The following is a 24,025-nucleotide window of genomic DNA, read 5'->3' on the forward strand; positions in this document are numbered from 1 at the left end:
TTTATGCTTTCTTTTTTTGTTTCACCTTAACATAAACATTAGGCAACATACCATATTCATTTTTAAAATATTTGCTAAACAAGCGAGGGCTGTTAAATCCAACTTCATAGGCCACCTCAGAAATATTCATTTGGCTTTTCTCCAATAGCTGTGCACCTCTTTTTAAGCGGATTATTCGAATAAATTCGATTGGCGACTTACCAGTTAAGGAGGTCATTTTTTTATACAGATACACACGACTCATGCCCAGCTCTTGACTAAAGTCTTCGACCGAAAAACTAGACTCCCCAATATTTTTATTTACTAAATCAATGGCTTTTTTTATCAGCTTTTCATCCATTGAAGTAATTTTAACTTCACCCGGATCAATTTCAATTGTTTTCTGAAACTGTTTCTGTTGTTTACTTCTTTTTTCAAGTAATTTATTTACCCTTAACATAAGTAAATCCATATTGAATGGCTTAGTGATATAGTCATCGGCACCTATTTCTAAGCCTTTTATTTTATCCTCATCGGCTGTGCGGGCGGTTAATAGAATAAACGGAATATGCGATGTTCTGATATCGTTTCGTAACATTTTACAAAGCTCTAACCCATCAACATTGGGCATCATCACATCACTGATAATTAGGTCAGGCACTACATCATAAACAAGTTCGCTGGCAATTTTACCATCGGCTGCTTCGTAAACCTCAAACATACCAGCCAGAGTTTCTTTCATAAAAGTCCGGAAATCGATATTATCCTCAACCAACATTAACGTTGGTTTAGTGCTTGTTTCTGGTAGTTCTGACTTCATAATAGCTTCATTGTCATTGCTACTGTCTTTAACTGCAACCTTCTCTTCAGCCTGTTTGATTATAGGCAACTCTACAATAAATGTGGCGCCTTTACCTTCTTCACTCTCAAAACGAATAGTCCCCTTATGCAACTGCACCATCTCAAGAGCAAGGTTAAGACCAATTCCACTGCCTGATATTCCTAACTTTTTGTTATTTTCCGATTGATAAAAACGTGTAAATACTTTATCCTTGTCATCCTTCTTTATCCCAACACCATTATCAGACACACTAATTTGAACGAGCTGTTTTAATTCATCAGCCTTTAATACTAAAGTAACTTTTCCATTTTCAGGTGTAAACTTTAGAGCATTTGAAAGAAGGTTCATTATCACCTTCATCAATTTATCTTTATCAAAGTTGAGCATGAGTTTATCCAAACTATGCGAAAAAATAAACTCAATATTCTTCTTGGTAAATTCTTCTTCAAAACTTCTAATCACCTCATCCAAAAAAACGACCAGATTGCCATATGATGGATTATACTTTAGTCCATGCAATTCCAGTTTCCTGAAATCAAGCAATTGATTAACCAAGCCTAATAATTGTTTCGCATTACGATCAATCACTTTTAGTAATTTCTTATCCTCACCACCTTTTTTTTGATCCAATAATTTATGCAATGGGGTTAGAATAAGGGTTAAAGGCGTTCTGAATTCATGACTCACGTTGGTTAAAAAACGTAATTTCATTTCATCCATTTCATGATTTCGTTTGGCTTGAAAGCGCTCTTGTTCAACTTCAAACTTAATGCGCTCTTTACGAAGCATGGAGTATCTAAAATAGATAATGATCAGAATAATACACAAAACATAGAGGAAATAAGCCAATGGAGTAGCATAAAATGGAGGTAAAACTTTGATATGCAACTGAGTATATTCATCATTCCATAAACCATCATTGTTAGCTGCCTTTACTTTAAAGTAATAATCGCCAGCATTTAGATTAGTGTATGTGACCTTATGAGTATTTTCCAACAAAAGCCACTCTTCATTAAATCCCTCGAGCTTATATTTATACCTTGTTTTTTCAGGTATAAAAAAATCAAGGGCTGCAAAATCAATTGAAATTACGTTCATCGTATGTTTGATGGTTATCTTTTCTGTTGATTCGATGGACTTTTCAAGAAGCTTATTGTTTCTAACTTTAGAACTCGGAGAAATGCTTTGGTTATATATCTGAAAATCTGTAATAACTACTTTAGGAAGCTTCTTGTTATATTTTACATTTCGCGGGTCAAAAAGATTAAATCCGTTAGGCCCACCAAATATCAATTCATTTTTACTTGTTAGATAACTTGCGTTCGGGTTAAATTCTTTCCCTTGTAAACCATCTTCTTCGGTATAGTCATAAACCCAAAAGGTATAGTCACTTTGTGGTGCATATTCATTAACAATAATTTGGCTTAAACCTGTAGATTTACTAATCCAAATTTTATTAGAGAGGTCCTCTTTGATGCAGTTTATTATATCATGAGGTATTCCATCAGCTTCAGTAAAATATTTAAAAAAATTGGTATTGGGGTTAAAAACATATAACCCCTCACGGGTTGCTGTCCACAAAAGTCCACGGGAATCTTCAAATACATCGTAAACCGTTTTGTGCCCAATTGGATAAGCCTTCGTTGCATAGTCATCCGGATGATTTTTATAGCGTTTCTCATTAACATCATAAAAGGTTACACCATCCGCAGTTGCAATAAATAAATTACCATTGGACAATTTAATTATCTGATTAATAAAAACAGATAATAACTCTTTTTCACCCCGATTAGGTAATGGGGCAAATGAATCACTTTTTCTATCATAAACATCAATACCTCCGCCAAGGCTACCGATATACAATTGTTTATTATTATCCTCTAGGATGGACCATATATTGTTATTACTTAAACCATGAGCTGATAAGCTTCCATGTTGATAACGTTTAAAACTGGTTCCATTAAAACGATTGAGCCCACCTGCATAGGTTCCAATCCATAGTTCACCATAAGAATCAATAAATAAGCTAACAACAACATTGCTGCTTAGCGAATTGGGATCAATTCTATCGTATTTGTAACTTTTAAAGGTATTTGTGTTGCGGTTAAAGTAAATGAGGCCACCCCCATTTGTACCAATCCACAGATTACCTTTTTCATCCTCCACAAAACAGTTAACATCACTAAAAGGCAAGCTACTTTTGTCGCTTAGCACATGTCGGTAATGTGGAAATTTATGTATACTCTCGTGATAGTAACTTAGCCCATTTTTATAGGTCCCCACCCACACTATGTTATTGTTATCAAGGTACAGGTCAGTAATTGTATTTTGCGCAATACTTTTTTGATTATCCTCCTGGTGGTAAATATGCTTCACTTCATTAGTATACTTATTAATCACATCAATCCCACCATGGTCGGTTCCTACCCATATCAGACCTTTATCATCCTGAATGATTTTTCGAATCAAATCACTCGTCAAGGCGATCTTTTTACTATTAATTGAATAATGATTCCATTCTAATGCATTTTTATCATAGTGATAAACACCTTTATTGTTGCCATAGAACCATATATCACTATCATAATCAATACACATCTTAACATTCAAACTGTCAGAACCCAGTTTACCGCATAAATAATCATCCTGATAATTTAATTCAAAATTTGAATCACTATAGCACTCAATCACACCATCATTAAAAAGACAATAATAGGCATCATTAACATGCATAAAGTCCAGGATAATCCTGTTACGAACCGACCCTTCTGGAAAAAGTGATAAGCACTGCTTTATTTCAGCATCCCACTTTTTATAATGCAATTGATCGTATTCTAAAATCCATAGTTGTTTACCCTTATCACAATATATTTCTGAAATATTTAAATGTGAAGCACCTTGCCCCAGATACTCATTTACATTATTGTAAAGCACCTCTTTATTAGTATCCAAAACCGTATAACCCCAAGTGGTTTTAATCCATATACCACCTCTTGCATCCTCCTGAATGGTCAGAATATAGTTATCTATTAAGGAAGTAGTATCAGCAGGATTGTGTTTATAATTAACAAATGAACTTCCATCAAAACGACTTAATCCGGCCACTGTACCAACCCAGATAAAGCCACGTGTATCCTTATGAATGCAAGTCACCTGATTATTAACCAAGCCATTGGTATTGTTAACCTGTAGAAAAGAATATTGTTTTTGGGCTCTACCTGTAAAAGCTAAAGCCATCAAAATAACTACAAACAATAGCTGTTTTTTCATTTGAAACCTGGTTAGAACTTGAAACATTTAATAAGGGACGTTAAAGCCATCCCTTTAAAATACTACTTTATATTGATTTTTTGCTTACTAATGATATTATCTGACGAATTACAAATGTATAGCATATAAGTTCCTTTCTCCAAAGACCAGTCGGCCAAGGATTCGTCATAAAACATCAATTTTTCAACCGGAATTTCAATTTCAACGGTTTTGCTCTCGCCGGCATTGAGGTATACCTTTTGAAAACCTTTCAACTCTTTAAGGGCTCTTTTAACCTTCGATGTTGGTTTACCCACATACACCTGGACTACCTCGGCTCCATTCACATCACCTGTATTTTCAATACCACTGGTTACTTTAATCACCTCGCCCTGTGTATATGTTTTTTTATCCAGCTGGAAATCACTGATGGCAAAATCGGTATACGACAAGCCAAAACCAAAGGCAAATTGCGGTTTAATATTTTTGGTGTCGTGCCAACGGTAACCTACTAAAATATCTTCCTTGTAATACTGATCAATGGTATCACCAGGATAAGATAACTCACCAAAGTAATGTGCTCCGTTATCCTTCAATTTAACCGGGTATGAATAAGGTAATTTGCCCGATGGCGTTACATCACCCGACAAAATATCGGCTAAGGCGTTTCCGGCTTCACTACCATTATACCACGATTGAATCAAACCATCAACTTTATCGATCCATGGCATTTCAACCGCATTGCCACTTACGAGTACAACACCAGCTTGGGAGTTAACTTTCAATAGTTTATCAATTAGCTCATTCTGCCCAAAAGGTAACTTGTAGTGCTTGCGGTCAGCTCCCTCGCAATCTTGATAATGGTTTTTGTTTAAACCCCCAATAAACAATACAATATCCGCTTTGGAAGCCACTTCAAGGGCTGCATTCACCAAAGAATCAGCATCTAGTTCTGAAGCTATTTCGCGTCCATAAGCTGATGGCCCAGAAGCATAACCCAATGAGTAAATAATGTTGGCTTTGGCATATCTATTTTGAATGCCTTCCAAAGGTGAAACTTCGTATTTGGCTTTTAGCTCTGATGAACCTCCTCCCACCGTCATCGAACGATTTGCATTTTCACCAATCACTGCTATCGTTAATTCAGTATCGGGACTTATCGGGAAAAAATCATTCGCATTCTTTAGTAAGACAATGCCATCGGCTGCCACTTTGCGGGCTACCTGAGAATGCTCCACGTTATTCATTCTACCCGTAGGACGGCTTCCACTCATATTGGTGCGTAGCATCAAACGTAGAATCCGACTGACTTTATCATCCAATACTTCTTCACTAATTTCGCCCGCTTTTAACATTTCAAGGAAGGGTGTGGCCAGGTAATAATTATCGTAAGCCAAATCAATAGATGATGTTAATCCATTTGTCCATGAGCCCATTTCAATATCCAAGCCGTAAAGCGCAGCTTCTTTGGTATCATGTGCACTTCCCCAGTCACTCACTACCACACCATCAAAAGCCCAGTCTTCTTTTAGAATTTTATTGAGTAGTTTGTGATGGGTTGTATGCTGACCTCTAAATTGGTTATAAGCCCCCATTATAGCCCAAGTATGTCCATCTTGAACTGCTGTCTTAAAAGCAGGCAAATAAATTTCATGCAAGGCTCTATCACTAACATTCACACTAATGTGTCCCCTCCAATGCTCCTGGTTATTTAACACATAGTGTTTCACACAAGCAGCCACTCCATTCCTTTGAACGCCTTTGATATATGGCACAACCATTATGGATGCCAAATGAGGATCCTCACCCATGTATTCGAAATTACGACCATTCAATGGCGTTCGATAGATATTCACACCCGGTCCCAGTAAAATATCCTTTCTACGGTAACGGGCTTCCTCGCCAATGGCCACCCCATATTCGTAAGATAATTCAGGATTAAAACTAGCAGCCAAACATGTTAGCGCCGGAAAAGCGGTGATTGAATCATTGGTCCATCCAGCATAGCCCCAATTGTCCCAATTAATCTCCCCTCGAACCCCATGAGGACCATCCGACATCCATATTTCAGGAATGCCCAAACGTGGAACTCCGGGTGAACTAAACTTTGATTGGGCATGACACATAGCTACCTTCTCTTCCAGAGTCATTTCTTTTAAAAGCTCATCTATCTTCTTCTCCACATTAGCCTCTGTTTGGGCGTTTACTGTTGCCATTATTCCAAAGCCAATCACTATGTATATCAATAGCTTTCTCATATCTTTATTTTTTATTTACCATTACTTCAACGCTCTTCCCACGCTTGAAATGGATAATCAATTTTGAGTTATTAATATTATATCTGGCACCTATTACATCAATTCCATTAATGTTATATTTATTCCCAAAGTCTATTTCTACTTTTTGATTCAGAGCTGAAACCAATTTAACTTCAGCATTAGTCTTGTTCCATTTAATTTCATCGCATGCTATTCCTCCTCGCACCAAAACGCCATTTAATTGTCCTTCTGTCCAATCATCTGGCAATGCAGAAAATAAACTGATATATCCGGGGCTGCTATTTATAATCATCCTTGTCATTAATGATGGAATTCCACCACTGATATCCATATTAAAAAGATGCCCTGGATTGTGGGTAGTCGCCATGCTATTTGTCCAATAGAAGCGAGATAAGTATTCAAGTATTTCAGTAGCGGTTTCTTTATCGTACATATTCACAGCTGCAAAACCAAGATGACACATCCCAAAAGCCATTTCTCCACCTTGCTGTTGTTTGCGAATCTTCATCCTTTCTTTGATGGTTGTCTTAACCGCTTCCTGCAATTTTTCAGAAGTCAGAATTTCTTCATCAGGCACTTCGTAGACACCGTACAAATGGGATGCATGACGGTGTGCCTGGTTATCGGTCAAACCTTCCCAAAGCCATTCTCGTAATACACCATCCTCACTTATCTGATAGTCGGGCAAACTACTTAAAAATTCCTCTTTCTGCCTGATTTCTTTTTGACTTACTCCAAGCTTTTTGGCAGCGCTAATCCAGTTGCGTGTTAATTCCTTAATAATCATTACATCCATTGTAGCATTTATACAATTTTGCCAGCGATGCTCCAATGGATTATTTTCTGGTGAATAGGAAGGTACAACAATGTATTTTCCATCATCACCCATCGTTAAAAAATCTTCCCAAAATAACAAAGCCTCGGTCATAAAGGGAAAAGCTCGTTTTTTTAAGAATTCAATATCCTGCGTATATAAATAATAATCGTAGAAGTAAGAAGCCGCCCATCCTGCACCGCCATTCCAATATTCCATACACCAAGTTTCATCGTAATGGTTATTTAAACCATGAGAGCTGGTATGTGAAGGGATATGAATGCCATGGACACCATATAGCTGCTGAGCATTTATCCGATAATTGTCCATCATGCGCTCGTGATATTTAAAATAAGCCATCATTAGTTCGGGCATATTTCCATTAAGCAGATTTGAAATAGCAACTTGTACATTTCCATCATGGGTAAAATCAGAACTCCATGGAGGAGTCCATGTACCGCTCCAAATTCCTTGTAAGTTTGGAGGGTTGGTTCCTGTGGAGCATAAAATGTTATATCTGGCTGCTTCAAACTGGCGTTGCATTATTCCTACAGATGTATTTTGCCTGACCTTTGACACAAGCGTTTCGGAATTCATTTCCCGCTCTTCTTCTGAAACTGCCAAGGACAAGGATACGCGATTATATAATTTGCCATGACTTGCCTTCTGCTTATCAAGTAAGCTGGTGTAATTTGCATCAATACTATTAAGCTTATTCTTAAGATTCGATACCACTTCATGATTACTTCCCTTATAAGGCTCAATAGCAGTAATAATCAACACAGAAGTTACACCCTGTACTTTATATCGATTACCTGATTTTGTCAACTCTCCACCATCATTTATTACTTTTAATAGGCCATCGTAACCATCTGGTGAGTAGTTATGTGCTTTGCCATACTGGCAGTGATAATGTATAAACTCATCTTCAATGCTTGTGGTAGAATGAGTAATCAACTGATCCATAGTGGCATTTTGCTCCCAAGAATGCGGTTGTTTGTGTAATGAAATTTCTGCATCAATTGGCGAAGTCCCTTCGATAAAAGTAACAACAATGCCATCCGCTCTTGACACAAAGGTCTTTCGTGTGAAAGCACCTTGCTGGTCAGTCCACTCAACAATGGCTTCAGCCGTTTCGTAGTTAACCATTCGACGGTATTTATCCACATTTGAAGCTGGCATATCAATAGTGATATTGGCAGCAGGAACGAAGGAGTCCGTCCATCTTTTAGGACCATATTGTTCTTGCCATAAATCATAGCCCAACTCTGCAACTTCCTGGTATTTCCCCTCAAAGGACAACTGTTTAATCGTATCCTGATAATCCGTCATATCGGGAGGAATGACTGGTTTTTCATTGGGTAGAAACAACAATGCATGATTCAAAATGATTGTCTCCTCAAACGGATTGCCCATGACCATTGCCCCCATCTCGCCATTGCCCGTTAATAAGGCGTCTTCCCATTTAGCAGCTGGCAACCAACTAACAAAACCTTTTCGAGGAATAAATTGAATTTGGCCTTGAGCTTCCAGTGATTGTAGTTGAAATAATGCAAGGTAAACTAGGGTTAAGAACAGCCCCAATAATTGTTTCTTTTTTAAATGCATAGAATAAACATTATAGATACAAAAACCCGACAATCATTTGATTGCCGGGAAACTGATTTTCCCGGTTGGACCTACGGGAATTGAATCAATAATTGATCGCCAGTATAGTTTGCAACCTGACCATCAATTTCTTTAATAGCCTCTATACTTCTAGGACTATTTTCTGATACAAAAACGATATTGAACTGTCGTTCTTTAACCATTCCTTCATATTCGCCCTTGCGCTCTCCTATTGTTAAAGTCCTATTCGTTTGATCCCATTTTAATGGTATAGAACAAAACAATCCTTTCTCATAGTTGTAATTTAACCCTTCATCTTCATAAATTTCAAATGCCCCATCTTCTCCGGTATAAACAACTAATTTAATTGGCGCATCCAGTTTTTGGTCGGTGTATTCAATTTCAGGACCAAAAGGAATAATAGAACCAGCTTTGATAAATAATGGCATCTGCTCATATGGTGCATCCGCCATTATCGTTTGGCCACCCGGAAGCATTCTGCCATTATGGGCATTATACCACTTTGTGTCTTTAGGTAAATATACTTCTCGTTTGCGGGCTCCATACTCATAAACTGGGCATACCATTAACGACGGACCAAACATATATTGATCATCAATATTCTCCACCTTTTTATCATGAGCAAAATCCATTACCAAGGCACGCATCATGGTATAGTCATTAAAATAAACATGACCTGCTACCGAATAAATATAGGGCATTAAACGATAACGCAATTTATTATAGGCCACAATCGTTTTGTAAGCTTTATGATTTTCAGGTGCAATATGGAATACCTCACGGTAAGGATATTGCCCATGCGCACGATACAAAGGCACAAAAGTTCCAAATTGATACCAGCGTGTATTTAACTCACGCCACTCATCCAAATCTTTACTGCCTTCTTTTGCTGTTTCGTAACGCTTTTCGACACAGAAACCACCAATATCCATCGTCCAATATGGGATACCGGACAAGGCAAAGTTCATTCCAGCCGTTATCTGGGCTTTCATATCTTCCCAGCGAGTACCAATATCACCACTCCATGTAGCCGTTGCATAGCGCTGTAAGCCAGCAAAACCAGAACGCGTTAATAAGAAAACACGTTTATTTGGGTCTACACTTCTTTGTCCGTTATAAATAGCATCGGCATTGGCTAAGGAATAGGTATTAAAAAACTCGGTTGATGAACCAAGAGCAGTTGGTCCACAAAGCTCTTTACGGTATTCGATGCTGGCATTAGATAGAATATCAGGCTCAGAAGCATCCATCCACCAGGCGTCCATGCCATATTCGTAGATATTTTCTTTCATCTGATCCCAGAATAGTTCACGTGCTCCCTGGCTGTATGGGTCGTAGAACGAACCGATGTAGCCTTGTGAAATCCAATCACGAATACTGTCTTGTACCGCTCGTTGATACATATACCCCCTGGCATCCAACGCTTTGTAATTATCCGTATTATGATAAAACTTAGGCCATACCGATATCATACAACGCGCATTCATCTCGTGAATATCGTCCATCATCTTCTGCACATCAGGAAAACGTTTCGCATCAAATTCATGGCTTCCCCACTGGTCTTCTTCCCAATATGACCAATCCTGCACAATATTATCAATTGGAATATGACGCTTACGAAATTCCCCAAGTGTCCCAACAATCTCGTCCTGCGTTTTGTAACGCTCACGACTTTGCCAAAAACCATAGGCCCAACGCGGTAAAATGGTTGCTTTACCTGTTAATTGACGGTAACCACTAATAATCTTATCCATATTTTCACCATGAATAAAATAATAGTCGAGCTCTTGCCCCATTTCAGACCATAAGGCTAATTTACCCTGTTCTTTATCTGAACGAGGGCTAAAGGCTTTTAAGCCAATATAGGAAATACCTCCATCAGGCTTCCAATCTAGTTTGATAGGCACACGCTTACCCTTCTCCAACTGAACTGTAAACTTATAGGTGTTTGGATTCCAAGCGGTACGCCAACGCTCTTCCACCACTTCTTTACCATCTACTTCAACACTGGTGTATCCAGCATAGTACAATTTAAAATGATAGATTCCCGACTCTGGTGCTTCAATTTCACCTTCCCAAGTTATCCTTGAATTATTAAAAGGAAAATTTGCCGGGAAATTCTTAATAGACTCTAAATGTTCATAATCAATCTCAGCCTCATTCTGCTGAGCAAATATTTTGCCTTCTGCAGTAGTATATGTTGCTGTTAAACCACCTTCAACTCCTTCGTTGTTAAATAATTTAAATTGCGATAGCTGTCCATAATCGTTAGGGTTACCAAAGCGACTGTAAGAATAATTGTCCCACAAGATCCCATATTTTTTATTTGACACCACAAATGGCACAGATACTTTAGTATTGTATTGATACAGTTCTTCATTCTTACCTTTGTAGTTCCACTCATCACTCTGATGCTGGCCTAAACCATAAAACGCTTCATCATCGGGTGATTCAAATACCTGCTCAAATGTATAACCAGTATAACCATCAACTTCTATTGGTTTAAACTTCTTATGACTGCCAGAGCTTTCTTCCAATAAGGCATTTCCCTTTAAATCGTAAAAACTTAATTCACCAGTCTGCAGCGATGCTTTTACTAATAACTTGGCTGTCTTAATATGAAGTACTCCTTCTTGTTCAACAACATCAAATTTCACTTTATTGTCGAACTCCTTAACTATAATTAAGCTTTCCCTTTCTTTCATCGTCATCTCGGGAGTGGCCTTCACTCGGATAATATCATCGGAAACAATCTGTATTTTAATACTTTTTGCTCCATCTTTGGCCACCTCAACTGGATGAATTATTATTCCCTCCGGCGTTCGCTTATAGGCAGTTTTTGAACAAGAGAATAACACAAGTCCAACAACCATTATGACATAAAGCCTTTTTATCACAGTTCTCAATTTACTCATTATTTCTGATTTTAATTGTATACATTAATAATGGCCTCAATAGCTTCGGTATGCACCTGCTCGCCAGTTGAACGATTAAACAATCCTGAAGCATCCTTATCTGTGTATCCATTATCCCAATAGAAAGTAGTAATACCATTTGCTTTTGCTATTTCATTTACCTTTTGATGATAATAGTTACGCGACGCTTCATGCAAAGCCTGTTGATCTGCAGGCATATCTCCTCGTAACATGGCCGAATACTCTCCAATAATCACGGGTATATTATTATCGATATATTTTGTTTTTAGCTTTTGAAATTGCGCTTCCAGGTGGTCTTCCTGCCCCCAATCGGTAACATCTGTATAGCCTTCGCCCCATTGCGTTTTATAACCCTCATCAGTCTTAATAGTGAACTCATATGGATCATAGTAGTGGGCTTCAACTATAAGTCTGTTTTCTGTATCATCGCTTGGCATTGTGTGGTAATTAACTCCATGATCGATATTGGTATTGTAAGTTTGAACTACCAAGTTGCGGTAAGTATTTCGACCACCAGTAGCTCGCACAGCATCAACAAATGTTTGTACATAAGACTCTTGAACTTCTATATTTTCTGTACTTGGATTACCATAATTTTCTCTTACTTCATTGGTACCGGCAAACATTAAGTGCTCGTTATAGTCGCGGAAGTATTTGGCAATTTGTTTCCAAATTGCCGCTTGCTTTTCATTTACAGCATCCTGATGTTCATACATTGGATGTTCTTCTAACCAGCCACCATCCCAGTGAATATTAATAATGGCATACATATCTCGGCTTACGCAGCAGTCAACAACCTCTTTAACGCGTTGGAGCCAACTTTCTTTTATTGTGTAATCTTCCTGATTCTCAAGATAGCTATCCCAGGCACAAGGAATGCGTATTGCATTAAATCCTGCATCTTTAACGCCTTGAATCAATGTTTCAGACACCTTTGGATTACCCCAACCAGTTTCACCACCGGGCACTTCTAATGAATTTCCAATATTCCAACCAACAATCATCTTATTAGCTAATTCAGAGGCTGTACTTTCAACACCTGTCATGTCGGGTTCGATATAATCAGGTATTTCAGGATCAATCACCTCTTCTCCTGCCTCCTGGTTAATTGTAATTATAATTTCTTCAAGTGTCTCATCACTATCGATAATTGTAAGTGTTCCATTTCGTTCTTCTGCTTGTTGGTTCTCATCTATCGTAATCTTAACGGTAGCATCTCCCTTGGCTGTTGTAATTGAAGGACGAAAAAAAGAAGAATTATCATAAGTTATTCTCCATGTTGTATTGGATTTGATAGAAATATTGGATTCACTTCCTTCTGCGAAAGCACTAATATTCGTTGGCTCAACACTCAATTCATGAGTTGGTTCAGGTGGTTCTTCTCCCCCATTTGACTCACTACAGCTACTGAATATCAATGCCAGCATGGTGATTATTAAAATATTCATCTTCATATCTTTCCTAATTGCGCTCTTCGTTAATGATAAGGTTGGAATAACCGGAGATTAGACTAACCTCCGGTATTAAAGTTATTAGAATAAAACTACTTTATCAATTGTTGCTGTCACAGCATTAATATCACTAATTTCAGCAGCCATTCCTTTAATGTCAATAACAAAAACTGCTGCACCTTCACTCGTTGATGTAGGATCATACGAAACAGTGTAGGTGCCATCACCGGTCACTGAAGCAACTTGTTCTTGAGTTCCATCTCCCCAATACTGAGGCTCCCAGTCACCATCGGCCAATGAAAAAGCAGTATTATAATTACCCACTGCGTCATCTTGAAGCGTAATACCTCCTAATGTAAATGTTATTTCAATACGATTAGTGAATACCAGGTCATCTCTATTTAAAGGAGGATCAGCTGCAGTGCTGCTATAATCATTATATAATTCTAAACGCAAATTTCCGTTTTCTTCAAGGTCACCATAGACGAACTTAGTATTATCAAAAGCCAGTTCTGTTCCTTGAGGGGATCCTCCATCGTCAGAACCGCTAGCTTGTGGTACTAATTTATAACACATATACTCCGGTTTATCAGTGGCAAGTGCTCCTACCCACATCCCTGTTACATTTCCAGCTTCTTTTTCAATGGATAAAATACGCCACTGATTTTCGGCGGTCGTGCTTAAAGTTACCCAGCCACCACATATTATGAACTCAGGCTTAACACCATCAAAGGTATAGATACCTTTTTCATCCAATGTATAGGTACCTTCCGACTCTGTTCCATCGGGCAATACCATATGAACAGTATTATCTGCTGAATTCATGGTTAATGCAAAATCAACATAAGTAGGTGGTACATCAGCGTTCATACCCGTCCAATCAGCATAGGTATCTGGCGACACCCAATCGGCATTCATTAGCGAGCCATCAAGATTAGCCCAGTTAAATGGTGTTTCAGGCGATAATACCCATTTGATAGATGTGTTTATTACTTGAGAAACATCATCTTTCCAGCCATCAGGTAGAATTGGTTCCGGGTCTGGTAAATCCTCTGGCACATAGTTCTCAGCATATTCATCCGAAACAAAATTCCATACATACAAGTAATCTCCTTCTTCGTTAGTTCGTCTTACACCAACCATTAATTGTATTTCAGTTAGTTCGAGAATTACCAAATCATTATTCCAGTTAGTTGCATTAGCAATAAAATTATTTGAACGAAGAATAGTAGCATCTGTTGTTGTAATAGTATGATTATCTACATTCAAAGAATAAGTTCCTATTTCATCAACACCCTCCGTAACTTTATGAGTAGTCATAACGGCACCATCAATCAAACTAAAAGTCATTCTACTATCCTTATCAGCCTCTTCAATTATCCATTGATTATCACTCCAGGCTGGAGCCCATCCTATTACAGCAGTGCCTGCCTGCCATTCCACCCAAGTTGTTTGAGGTTCACAATAAGTTAAGGGACCTGCAGCAAGGCCATAGTCTCCATAATCTAATCTCCATGTTTTACTATTTCCAACTCCCCCAGAGAGAAACTCCCAAAGTGGATCATTAATGTATTCGAAGTTCGTTGTGGTAATTTCAACCTGCATCGTATCATCCTGAATATAACCACCTGCCGACATTACGCCATATGCAAAATCATAAACACCTGGGAATGCTAATTTAACGGTATCTTTTTCACGTGTTGAACGCCCCAATGGTGTAATCCAATGTGGAGCAGCATCGTCTGTTAAACTCTCAAGCAGCACCATATTAGGGTCTTCAGCATCTTGTACTATACTGTATTTTAATGCATCCTTTGAGATGGTATTACCCAGCTCAAAATCATCGGGCTGACAAGCTACAAAGCCAAGGGCCAGCACCATGACAGCTATGACAATATGAAATATATTTTTCTTCATCTTTTTGTTGTTTAAGTTATTACCAACCGGCATTTTGAGTTAACACACCTGCTGAGCGAGTAATTTGCTGTTGAGGAATTTGCATCAAACCTTTGGTTTCGGTTACCTTAGCTGATTGAATGACCTTATCAGTTTCAACACCACCATTCAATACTTTTGTAGTTGTACCAATAGCATTGGCTGCCACATCAACTCCCTGACGCAATAAATCCCAGTAACGAATACCTTCAAAAGCAAATTCGTAACGACGCTCTACCATAATATTCTCCTTAGTCAGGGCTTTCGGATCCAGGCCGGCACGACGACGCACTTCATCAAAATAACTTTGTGCATTAGCACTACCAAGCTCAGCTGCCATTAACATAACATCCGCATAACGTATGACCACATAATCCTGAAACTGGCTAATCATAAAATTCTCTCCACCATTAATTTCCGAAACATCTCCTACATTTATCTCTCCTGTTTCTTCGTCTTTATACGGACTGGCCATTGGCGTATACTTCTTTACTGTATACCCAGTATATTCACGCTGTCCACCATTATCGAATGAGAGGTCTTCACCTATAATCGAAATGATTGATGCTTCTTTGCGAGTATCTCCATCTTCATATGCTGCATACAAATCAGCTGAAACTGTACAGGCACCCCAACCTTTGCTATAAGGCACATTGTATTCCGTAGCACGCAATCCCATCATTACCAGCCAATGGTTTCCATCAGTGTTACCATTCCAGTCGGATGTAATGTTATGCTTAATTGCAAAAATGGTTTCCTGATTATCCTTACCTGCATAACTTGATTCCAATCCATCGCCGGCTTCGTTTACCATTGCAGATGCTGCCGGCCACAAGTTTTTGAATTCATCAACAAGGCCATAATCACTAACACCCAAAACATCTTCCAACCCTTGTAAAACAGTACTTTTATCAACAACTCCAACTAAGTCTGTTTTTTGATAATAACCTGTGTAAAACAAGAATACACGAGCAAGCAAAGCTTTTGCAGCATATTGATTAACCCGCCCGGGTTCAACTACATTTGTTCCGTTTTCAGCTGCAAACTTCAAATCTTCGGCTATAACTTTATATGTATCATCAATGGGAGCTTGTGGAATATTTCCACTCTCCGGTTCTGTTAATAATGGCACACGTTCCCATATACGTACCATATCAAAGTAACAGTAAGCACGAAGGAAACGGGCTTGAGCTTCGATATTTGTTTTAAAAGCTAAATCGTCTTCCCAATCAATCTGATCCATTTTTTTTAGGAGCATATTCATTCGGTAAATGGCTTTGTAATAATTTTTCCAGTTATCGTTAAGAATATCTGTTTCACCTGGTGAGCGATTAATATCAAACTCATCTAGAACTTGGTAATTATAAGCATCATTATTCCCTGTTGCTCCAAAAGTATTGTCCGATATCACCTCAGATAATACCGGGAAAGCAACACCTGACGCATATAAGACTTGAATTCCATCGTAACAACCTATTATGGCCTTTTCAGCATCAGCTTTTGTCTTATAAAAGTTCTGTTCAGTTATATCGGTAATAGGCTCACTATCTAAAAAGCTATCGGAGCAAGCTGATGCCAAAAGAGCAACTAATAGAACTATATATATTGAAATTTTCTTCATTTCTCTTTCATTTAAAATTTAACATTTACACCTAGCAAAAATGTGCGTGGTCGCGGATAAAAACCTAAATCCACACCAGATGACCCACCCTCTAAGCCATATCCTACTTCAGGATCCATTCCATCATACTTAGTAAATGTGAATACATTCTGACCAGTAGCATAGAGGCGAACTTGCTTAAATAAGCCACTTTGGATAATATTTGAAAAATCGTATCCTAAGGTTACATTGCTAATTCTAAGGAAGTCACCATCTTGAACGTATATATCAGAGAATTGCCAATTCACATTGGTTTCAGTTACTCTAGGTGTATGGTTTGATGTTCCTTCTCCATGCCAACGACCGAGAATAGCCTTTGTATAATTAGCATAACCGTTGGATTGGTTTCGGTAGGATTGAACAATCTGATTACCAGCAACACCATTCGCTAATACAGAGAAGTCAAAACCTTTATAACTAAAACCTAAATTAAAACCATAAGTGTAATCCGGATTTGGATCACCTATCATACCTTTATCATCATCATCAATCACGCCATCGTCGTTGCGATCGATATATATTAGGTCACCTGGTTTAGCATTTGGCTGAATAAGTGTACCATCGGTACTCTTGTGGTTAGCTACTTCTGCTTCGTTCTGAAAAACACCCCCTGTTGACCATCCCCAGAAATAACCTACCGGCATGCCTGTTTCGGCTCTGCGATAAAATTCGCCAGCATTATCGTATAATTGATTAGTTAAGCCATGAACAATCCCATCTTCTGTTGGCACATCTGTTACTTCATTTTTGTTTTTTGCAATATTTGCGCTTATAAAGTATTTAAAATCACCAATATTGTCATTCCAGTTTAATGCTAATTCTATACCTGTGTTTTTAACGGTACCTCCATTAAAGAATGGTGCATCGGCGCCATCGGTTGCATAACCCGGCTTCTCAAGTAGCCAATCTTTAGTTTGCTTATCGTACCAATCAAAATTTACACCTAAGCGAGCATCAATAAAACGAGCATCAAAACCAATATTTATCTGTTCTGAGGTTTCCCAAACAATATCAGGATTACCCAATCGACTTGGGTAAGCCCCAACAGAATTACCTGATGCATCAAAATCGGCCGAACCAAAATAGTAATTAGATGTTCCAATGCTTATTGGCGCTAAATACTGCCAGGCTGCAATATTCTGGTTACCAACTTGTCCCCAACTTGCGCGAAGCTTAAAGAAATCCATCCAATCCTGTCCGGTAGCAAATTCCTCATTGGTGAGAACCCAGCCTGCTGAAACTGACGGAAAATACCCCCAACGATTACCCTTAGCAAAACGAGAAGAACCATCTGCTCTAAATGTAGCATTCAACATATAACGTTCATCATAGTTATAACTCAGACGTCCAAAATATGACAAAAGCATAGACTCATCAAAAGGTGCTCCACCAAATGATAGTCTAGTTAAATCAGTATTTGTTGTATTATCAATATAAGCATGATCAAGATCTGAAATCGTCAAATCAGAGTTACTAACACTAACCCATGATCCTTGATTCTGATATGCGGACATACCAGCCATAGCCGTCATAGAATGCTTATCTATTGTCAAGTCATACGTGGCATAGTTATCCCATGTCAATGCCAGGCCTTTGTTCATCGTTTGGCTAGCCGAATCGAATAAACGTTGGGAATAAATTGATAATTGATATTGCGGTGAATATGAACGTCCTTCTCCTGTATAAAAATCAACGCCTAAACGCGTTCTGAATTTCAAGCCTTTAACTGGATTAATTTCCAAATAAACATCACCAAACAGTTTTTGATTATTGTTACGGCTCTGATTATTTAATACCATTGATGCATAGGGGTTACTTTCTCCATCAAACCAAGGCACCCATTCTTGACCCTGGTACATTACTCCAGCACCTGCCGTGTTATTTAAATAATCTCCATTATCATCATACATTGGTAAAAAAGGACTTGTATTAAAAGCACCCCTTAATGAATTATTATATTGGTTCCCTACAGAAATACCATTTTTATCAACATAGCTGAATGTTAAGTGCTGTCCAACTTTTACTATATCATCAAACAGCTTATGTTCTGTATTAACCCTAAAAACATATCTATTGTAGTCCGAAACATCAGGACCACCCATTACTCCTTCTTGTCCTGTATATGACATGGACATGGAATAAACAGATACATCATTACCTCCGTTCAAGCCGAATGAATAGTTTTGAGTAACTGCATTGGGATAGATCATCTCATCAATCCAGTCGGTTCCTTCACCCATGGCTTCAATTTCATTTTGTGTAAAATGAGCACTCTTGCCTGAATTGATAGCGGCTTCATTCATTATAACAGCATATTCTTTACTGTTCAACATACTGATTTGACGCGATGGATTCTGAACACCATAATAGGCATCAAAATTTACATTCATTTTACCTGCCTTACCTGTTTTGGTTGTTATTAAAACTACACCATTGGCAGCCTGTGAACCATAAATCGCAGCTGAAGCGGCATCTTTTAAAATATCTATACTTTCAATATCTGCATTATTCAAATAGGAAATATCACCTGTTTGCACTCCATCAACAACATATAAAGGACCAGAATTACCTATGGTTCCAACTCCGCGAATTCGCACATTCATACCTTCTCCTGGCTGACCTGATGTAGATGTTATTTGAACTCCGGCTGTTTGCCCTTGCAAGCCTTCCAGGGCACTGGTTGTACTTTGTTTAGCAATATCATCTCCACTAACCTGAACCGTTGCACCAGTTACCAATTTCTTTTGCTGAACTCCATATCCAACAACTACAACCTCATCGAACTCAGAAATATTCTCAATCAATCTGACATCAATAATTGATTGATTCGAAATTACAATCTCTTGATTTTTAAACCCTATGAAGGAAAAGATAATAACATCTCCTTCCTGGACTGTAATTGAATAATTCCCATTAACATCTGTGATACCTCCAGAAGTGGTTCCTTTAACCATCACGTTAGTTCCTGGTATTGGTTGATTATCATTAGCTGACACCACATTACCAGTAATGGTTCTTTTTTCTTGTGCATTTGTTACCATCGCAGTGAGTAACATAAAAGCAAGAACAGCTATGTACCTATAATTAATAGGTATTAATCCAGCTGAAATTGCATTCCGTGCTTTTTTCATAATCATAAAATCAGATTTAAGTAAAACTCGATTATTTAATCTGCACAAATCTATTAGTGAAGCCTCCGAGTGTCATTAACAATTGTTAACAGTGACTACAGGAATGATAACAGCACCCTCAATAATGATAACTAATCAAGCATCAAATGTTAACAATAAACAGCATATCTATATAGTTATCTAGGCATTACACAGCTATTAACTATTTATTATTAGATTCTCATTTTAAATCCATAGTATAATGCTAGAATGATTATCTAATAGGTTTGATTTAATTAAAAAAGCCTGTACAACGTTTTGCACAGGCTTTTTAATTCGGTAAAATAGTTTGAAGACCTCTACCGTTGATAATTTGATTCTTATATATTGTTATGCTCGGTAAAAACTCCAAGTTTTAGGTACTTGTTATAAATAACAGTATAAGCATCTACATTTTTTGCTATTGGATGATATTCTTTCTCAAACCCCTTACCCATAGCCTTTTGCGCATCTTCCACTTTCTCATAAGCACCTGCTGCTGTGGCAGCAAACATAGCTGCTCCAAAGGCACAAGTTTGCTCAGTTGTAGCTACTTTTATTGGCATATTTAATACATCTGCTAAGGTTTGCATCACAAAAGGTGATTTTTTAGCTACGCCTCCTAAGCCAATAATTCCATTAATTTCCACCCCTTCACGAGCAAATCGGTCAACAATGGCTTTTGAACCAAAGGCTGTTGCTTCAACCAAAGCGCGGAAAATACGAGGTGCTGTTGTACCCAGCTTTAAACCGGCAATAGAACCAGTTACTTCCTGACTGGCATCAGGCGTACGACGACCATTCATCCAGTCAACCGCAAGCACGGTTGATTCTTCCATCGGAATAGCCATTGCTTCTTCAGCTAGTTGAGGAATGATGGCATCCATTGTTTCGTCAATTAATTTGGCCTTTGTTGCAGCATCAACAATTTCTGATTTTGCTAGAATATTTTCGATAGGCCAGGCCAAAACCTTTTTAAACCACGCATAGATATCACCAAAAGCAGACTGACCAGCTTCTAAGCCAACATAACCTGGAACAACCGAACCATCAACCTGACCACAAATACCGGCAATTAACTTATCTCCGATTTGCTCATAAGGAGCAATCATGATATCGCAAGTTGATGTACCAATAGCGCGAGCCAATACATTAGGTGTTACTTCGCCACCAACTGCTCCCATATGACAATCGAAAGCGCCTACACCAACTTTTACATTGGTTGTTAAACCAAGGCGTTCTGCCCATTCTGTCGTCAGATTACCAACAGCTACATCACTGGTGTAGGTATCTTTATACAATCGATCACGATAGCCGTCTAAAACAGGATCTAATGCACTCAAGAATTCTTGTGGCGGCAAGCCGCCCCAGCTCTCATGCCACATAGACTTATGACCCGCTGCACAACGGCTCCGAGGTACCTCCAATGGATTTTCTTTACCCGTTATAAGAGCTGGCATCCAATCGCAATGCTCTATCCATGAAAAGGAAGCGTTTCGTACGGCTTCATCTTCGCGTAAGACATGTAAAACCTTTGCCCATACCCATTCTGATGAATAAATACCACCTTCGTATTTTGTAAAATCTTGCTTAAATACATTTGGCATGTGGAATGTTGGATGAATCCGCTGAATTGTTTCAGGTGTTCTTCCTTCACTCCAATTATGAGCCAGTTCGTTTATTTCTGCTGCTTCTTTTACAGCTGTATGGTCTTTCCACAATACAAACATAGCATTGGGATTCTCGGCAAATTCTGGCAATAAAGCAAGAGGTGTTCCTTGCTCATTGACCATAACGGGTGTACTTCCGGTCGTGTCAAAAGACATTCCAATTATATTTTCGGCAATCCCATCACCCGCTTTCGCTAAGGCATCTTTTACGATGTACTCCATCACTTCAATGTAATCCAAAGGATGTTGACGATACATGTCCTTAGCTGGTTCACAATACTTACCTTCTATCCAACGTGGATAATATTTTACCGATGATGCTAATTCCTCACCTGTTGCCACGTCCACAATTACCGAACGGGCTGAATCAGAACCGTAGTCTAATCCGATTACATATTGTTTTTTCATTTGTTTTGATTTATTAAATTCATACACAAAGCATCGACTGTAATTCCTCGTGCTTGACATATTTCAACCTGATTAAATATCATAGTCCCTCCAGAACGCATATTTAAAACAGCTATTAGTCTTTTATTAGTCTTTTTATATGCTTTAATCAGAATTTTATTTGAGGGCTGCCCATTATACAGACAAATTCCTTTCTTACTATAAATAGTAACATACTCTATCATCTCTGAAGACTTTATCTGCTCCATCATCCTATCCTTTATCTCCATATCAACCTCTCAATTAAAACACTAAAAATTCACCATGGCTTTAATCACGCCATTCTTGTATAGAGTAACATTTTCAAATGCTTCTGCTGCTTCACTATACGAGTAATTATGAGTAATCATTTGCTCATAATATTTTGGATTGGCAGTAATCATTTCAATGGCCTCTTCAAATGAGTTATTCTGTCGACGAACATTCTGAACACATATTTCTTTTCGTCGCATCAGGTCCATATTAAACTGTAAATGCTTGGTTTCAGGAATACCCACAAACATCAATTTACCACCAGGTTTGAGTATTCGTAAGGCCTGGTCTAGTGCCTCTTGTTTGCCACAACATTCATACACTACATCAAAGCCTACTTTATTCTTTTCCAATAACGATTCCTCGTCATCAGGGTAAGTACAGGACTGTGCCCCCATTCTCAAGGCAAACTCTTGTCGGTATGGAAGTGGTTCAGTCATTATCACTTGTTCCTGACCAAATTCAAGGCAAGAAGCAAGAACACTTAAACCGATTGGCCCAGCGCCAAGAATAGCCGCTTTCGTATTAGCCTGTTTCATACCTGAAAGCTTGAATGCATATAGACCAATGGATAAGGGTTCGGCTAAAACTGCTAGTTGAGGCGTTAATTGCTCTGATACTTTTATACAACAGCTCTCTGGCATGATATAATATTCACTCATGCAGCCCTCTGCCTGACCAGGACATCCTAAAAAGCGCTGATTCAGGCAGGTGTGACGTCGGTCGTTTAAGCACTCTGAACACTCTCCACAGTAGATAGTTGGTTCAATAGCCACTTTGTCTCCAATTTGTAAGCTTGTGACTTCTGAACCTATTGCCACCACTTCACCTGCGGCTTCGTGACCAACACCCCATGGGTATTGAAGTACCTGCGAGCCAATACTGCCTTCATTATAGTAATGAATATCTGAACCACAAACGCCCACTGAGCGGATAGCTACTTTCACATCATGACTATTCAGCTTATTTGGTTCTTTGACATCAACCACATCAACCTGACGAATACCTGTTATTCTTACAGCTTTCATAGTTACCTATTTCCCTTGCCCGTAATAAGCATTTTTTCCATGCTTGCGGTTAAAATGCTTCTCAACTAAATCAGCATTCATATCGGTTTGCGAATTTATCTGCTTGGCTACATACGCCATTTTTGCCACTTGCTCCAATACTACACTGTTATGAACGGCATCATGTGCATCTTTACCCCAGGTAAAAGGGCCGTGGTTCTTCACTACTACACCCGGCACATGCATGGGGTTTCTTTCTTTGAATGATTCGACAATAACAGTACCCGTCTCTTTCTCATAGGCCGTTTCAATTTCGGCTTTGGTCATCGCTCGTGCACATGGTATATCGCCATAAAAATAGTCGGCATGCGTTGTGCCCAATACTGGCAAATCTATGCCTGCTTGCGACCAAGCTGTGGCATAGGTGGAGTGCGTATGCACAACACCTCCTACCTCCGGAAAAGCTTTGTACAATTCCAGATGTGTTGGCGTATCGGATGAAGGACGCATATCGCCCTCCACCACATTACCTTCTAAATCCACCACAACCATATCAGATGCTTTCATCACATCATATTCCACACCACTGGGTTTAATCACCACTAATCCCTTTTCGCGGTCAATGGCACTTACGTTTCCCCATGTGAAAATCACTAGGTTATGCTTCACCAAATCAAGGTTGGCTTTAAAAACTTCTTTTTTTAATTGTTCTAACATCTTCTTATTG

General features: G+C 38.6%; 11 protein-coding genes. All 11 read right to left on the bottom strand.

Features of this window, described 5'->3' with window-relative positions:
• Nucleotide 1 precedes the first annotated feature (1 nt).
• The 11 genes from ACRD7B_RS04270 to araD all read right to left on the bottom strand — a co-directional run bounded on the left by ACRD7B_RS04270 (nt 2) and on the right by araD (nt 24,015).
• On the bottom strand, nt 2-4,090 hold the full coding sequence (locus ACRD7B_RS04270) for a hybrid sensor histidine kinase/response regulator transcription factor (protein ID WP_430823234.1): 4,089 nt from the start codon (nt 4,088-4,090) through the stop codon (nt 2-4).
• A 62-nt stretch (nt 4,091-4,152) separates the two neighbouring features.
• Nucleotides 4,153-6,327 carry a beta-glucosidase family protein gene (locus ACRD7B_RS04275; protein ID WP_430823235.1) on the bottom strand — a complete coding sequence of 725 codons (2,175 nt, stop codon included), beginning with the start codon at nt 6,325-6,327 and terminating at the stop codon, nt 4,153-4,155.
• 4 nt (nt 6,328-6,331) lie between these two features.
• Complete coding sequence (locus ACRD7B_RS04280) at nt 6,332-8,770, bottom strand: glycosyl hydrolase family 95 catalytic domain-containing protein (protein ID WP_430823236.1); 2,439 nt, start codon at nt 8,768-8,770, stop codon at nt 6,332-6,334.
• Between the two features lie 71 nt (nt 8,771-8,841).
• Nucleotides 8,842-11,706, bottom strand: a complete 2,865-nt coding sequence (locus ACRD7B_RS04285; protein ID WP_430823237.1) for a TIM-barrel domain-containing protein — start codon at nt 11,704-11,706, stop codon at nt 8,842-8,844.
• Between the two features lie 11 nt (nt 11,707-11,717).
• Nucleotides 11,718-13,181 carry a cellulase family glycosylhydrolase gene (locus ACRD7B_RS04290; protein WP_430823238.1) on the bottom strand — a complete coding sequence of 488 codons (1,464 nt, stop codon included), beginning with the start codon at nt 13,179-13,181 and terminating at the stop codon, nt 11,718-11,720.
• Between the two features lie 78 nt (nt 13,182-13,259).
• Nucleotides 13,260-15,095 carry a hypothetical protein gene (locus ACRD7B_RS04295; RefSeq protein WP_430823239.1) on the bottom strand — a complete coding sequence of 612 codons (1,836 nt, stop codon included), beginning with the start codon at nt 15,093-15,095 and terminating at the stop codon, nt 13,260-13,262.
• 19 nt (nt 15,096-15,114) lie between these two features.
• A complete protein-coding gene (locus ACRD7B_RS04300) occupies nt 15,115-16,734 on the bottom strand; it encodes a RagB/SusD family nutrient uptake outer membrane protein (RefSeq protein ID WP_430823240.1) in 1,620 nt (539 codons plus the stop codon).
• A gap of 11 nt (nt 16,735-16,745) precedes the next feature.
• Nucleotides 16,746-19,904 carry a SusC/RagA family TonB-linked outer membrane protein gene (locus ACRD7B_RS04305; protein WP_430823241.1) on the bottom strand — a complete coding sequence of 1,053 codons (3,159 nt, stop codon included), beginning with the start codon at nt 19,902-19,904 and terminating at the stop codon, nt 16,746-16,748.
• 359 nt (nt 19,905-20,263) lie between these two features.
• On the bottom strand, nt 20,264-22,000 hold the full coding sequence (locus tag ACRD7B_RS04310) for a ribulokinase (RefSeq protein ID WP_430823242.1): 1,737 nt from the start codon (nt 21,998-22,000) through the stop codon (nt 20,264-20,266).
• Nucleotides 22,001-22,290: 290 nt separating this feature from the next.
• The gene (locus tag ACRD7B_RS04315; RefSeq protein ID WP_430823243.1) at nt 22,291-23,319 is read right to left on the bottom strand and encodes a zinc-dependent alcohol dehydrogenase; all 1,029 of its coding nucleotides are present in this window, start codon (nt 23,317-23,319) and stop codon (nt 22,291-22,293) included.
• Nucleotides 23,320-23,325: 6 nt separating this feature from the next.
• Complete coding sequence (araD, locus tag ACRD7B_RS04320) at nt 23,326-24,015, bottom strand: L-ribulose-5-phosphate 4-epimerase (protein WP_430823244.1); 690 nt, start codon at nt 24,013-24,015, stop codon at nt 23,326-23,328.
• Nucleotides 24,016-24,025 lie beyond the last annotated feature (10 nt).

Origin of the sequence: Carboxylicivirga fragile (assembly GCF_050589805.1) — a bacterium.
GTDB classification, from domain to species: Bacteria; Bacteroidota; Bacteroidia; order Bacteroidales; family Marinilabiliaceae; genus Carboxylicivirga; species Carboxylicivirga fragile.

What these genes read in the sequence shown, in the direction of transcription:
- ACRD7B_RS04310 (WP_430823242.1), bottom strand. Translation starts at nt 22,000, where the DNA reads ATGAAAAAACAATATGTAATCGGATTAGACTACGGTTCTGATTCAGCC.
- ACRD7B_RS04270 (WP_430823234.1), bottom strand. Translation starts at nt 4,090, where the DNA reads ATGAAAAAACAGCTATTGTTTGTAGTTATTTTGATGGCTTTAGCTTTT.
- ACRD7B_RS04280 (WP_430823236.1), bottom strand. Translation starts at nt 8,770, where the DNA reads ATGCATTTAAAAAAGAAACAATTATTGGGGCTGTTCTTAACCCTAGTT.
- ACRD7B_RS04300 (WP_430823240.1), bottom strand. Translation starts at nt 16,734, where the DNA reads ATGAAGAAAATTTCAATATATATAGTTCTATTAGTTGCTCTTTTGGCA.
- ACRD7B_RS04315 (WP_430823243.1), bottom strand. Translation starts at nt 23,319, where the DNA reads ATGAAAGCTGTAAGAATAACAGGTATTCGTCAGGTTGATGTGGTTGAT.
- araD (WP_430823244.1), bottom strand. Translation starts at nt 24,015, where the DNA reads ATGTTAGAACAATTAAAAAAAGAAGTTTTTAAAGCCAACCTTGATTTG.
- ACRD7B_RS04295 (WP_430823239.1), bottom strand. Translation starts at nt 15,095, where the DNA reads ATGAAGAAAAATATATTTCATATTGTCATAGCTGTCATGGTGCTGGCC.
- ACRD7B_RS04290 (WP_430823238.1), bottom strand. Translation starts at nt 13,181, where the DNA reads ATGAAGATGAATATTTTAATAATCACCATGCTGGCATTGATATTCAGT.
- ACRD7B_RS04275 (WP_430823235.1), bottom strand. Translation starts at nt 6,327, where the DNA reads ATGAGAAAGCTATTGATATACATAGTGATTGGCTTTGGAATAATGGCA.
- ACRD7B_RS04305 (WP_430823241.1), bottom strand. Translation starts at nt 19,904, where the DNA reads ATGAAAAAAGCACGGAATGCAATTTCAGCTGGATTAATACCTATTAAT.
- ACRD7B_RS04285 (WP_430823237.1), bottom strand. Translation starts at nt 11,706, where the DNA reads ATGAGTAAATTGAGAACTGTGATAAAAAGGCTTTATGTCATAATGGTT.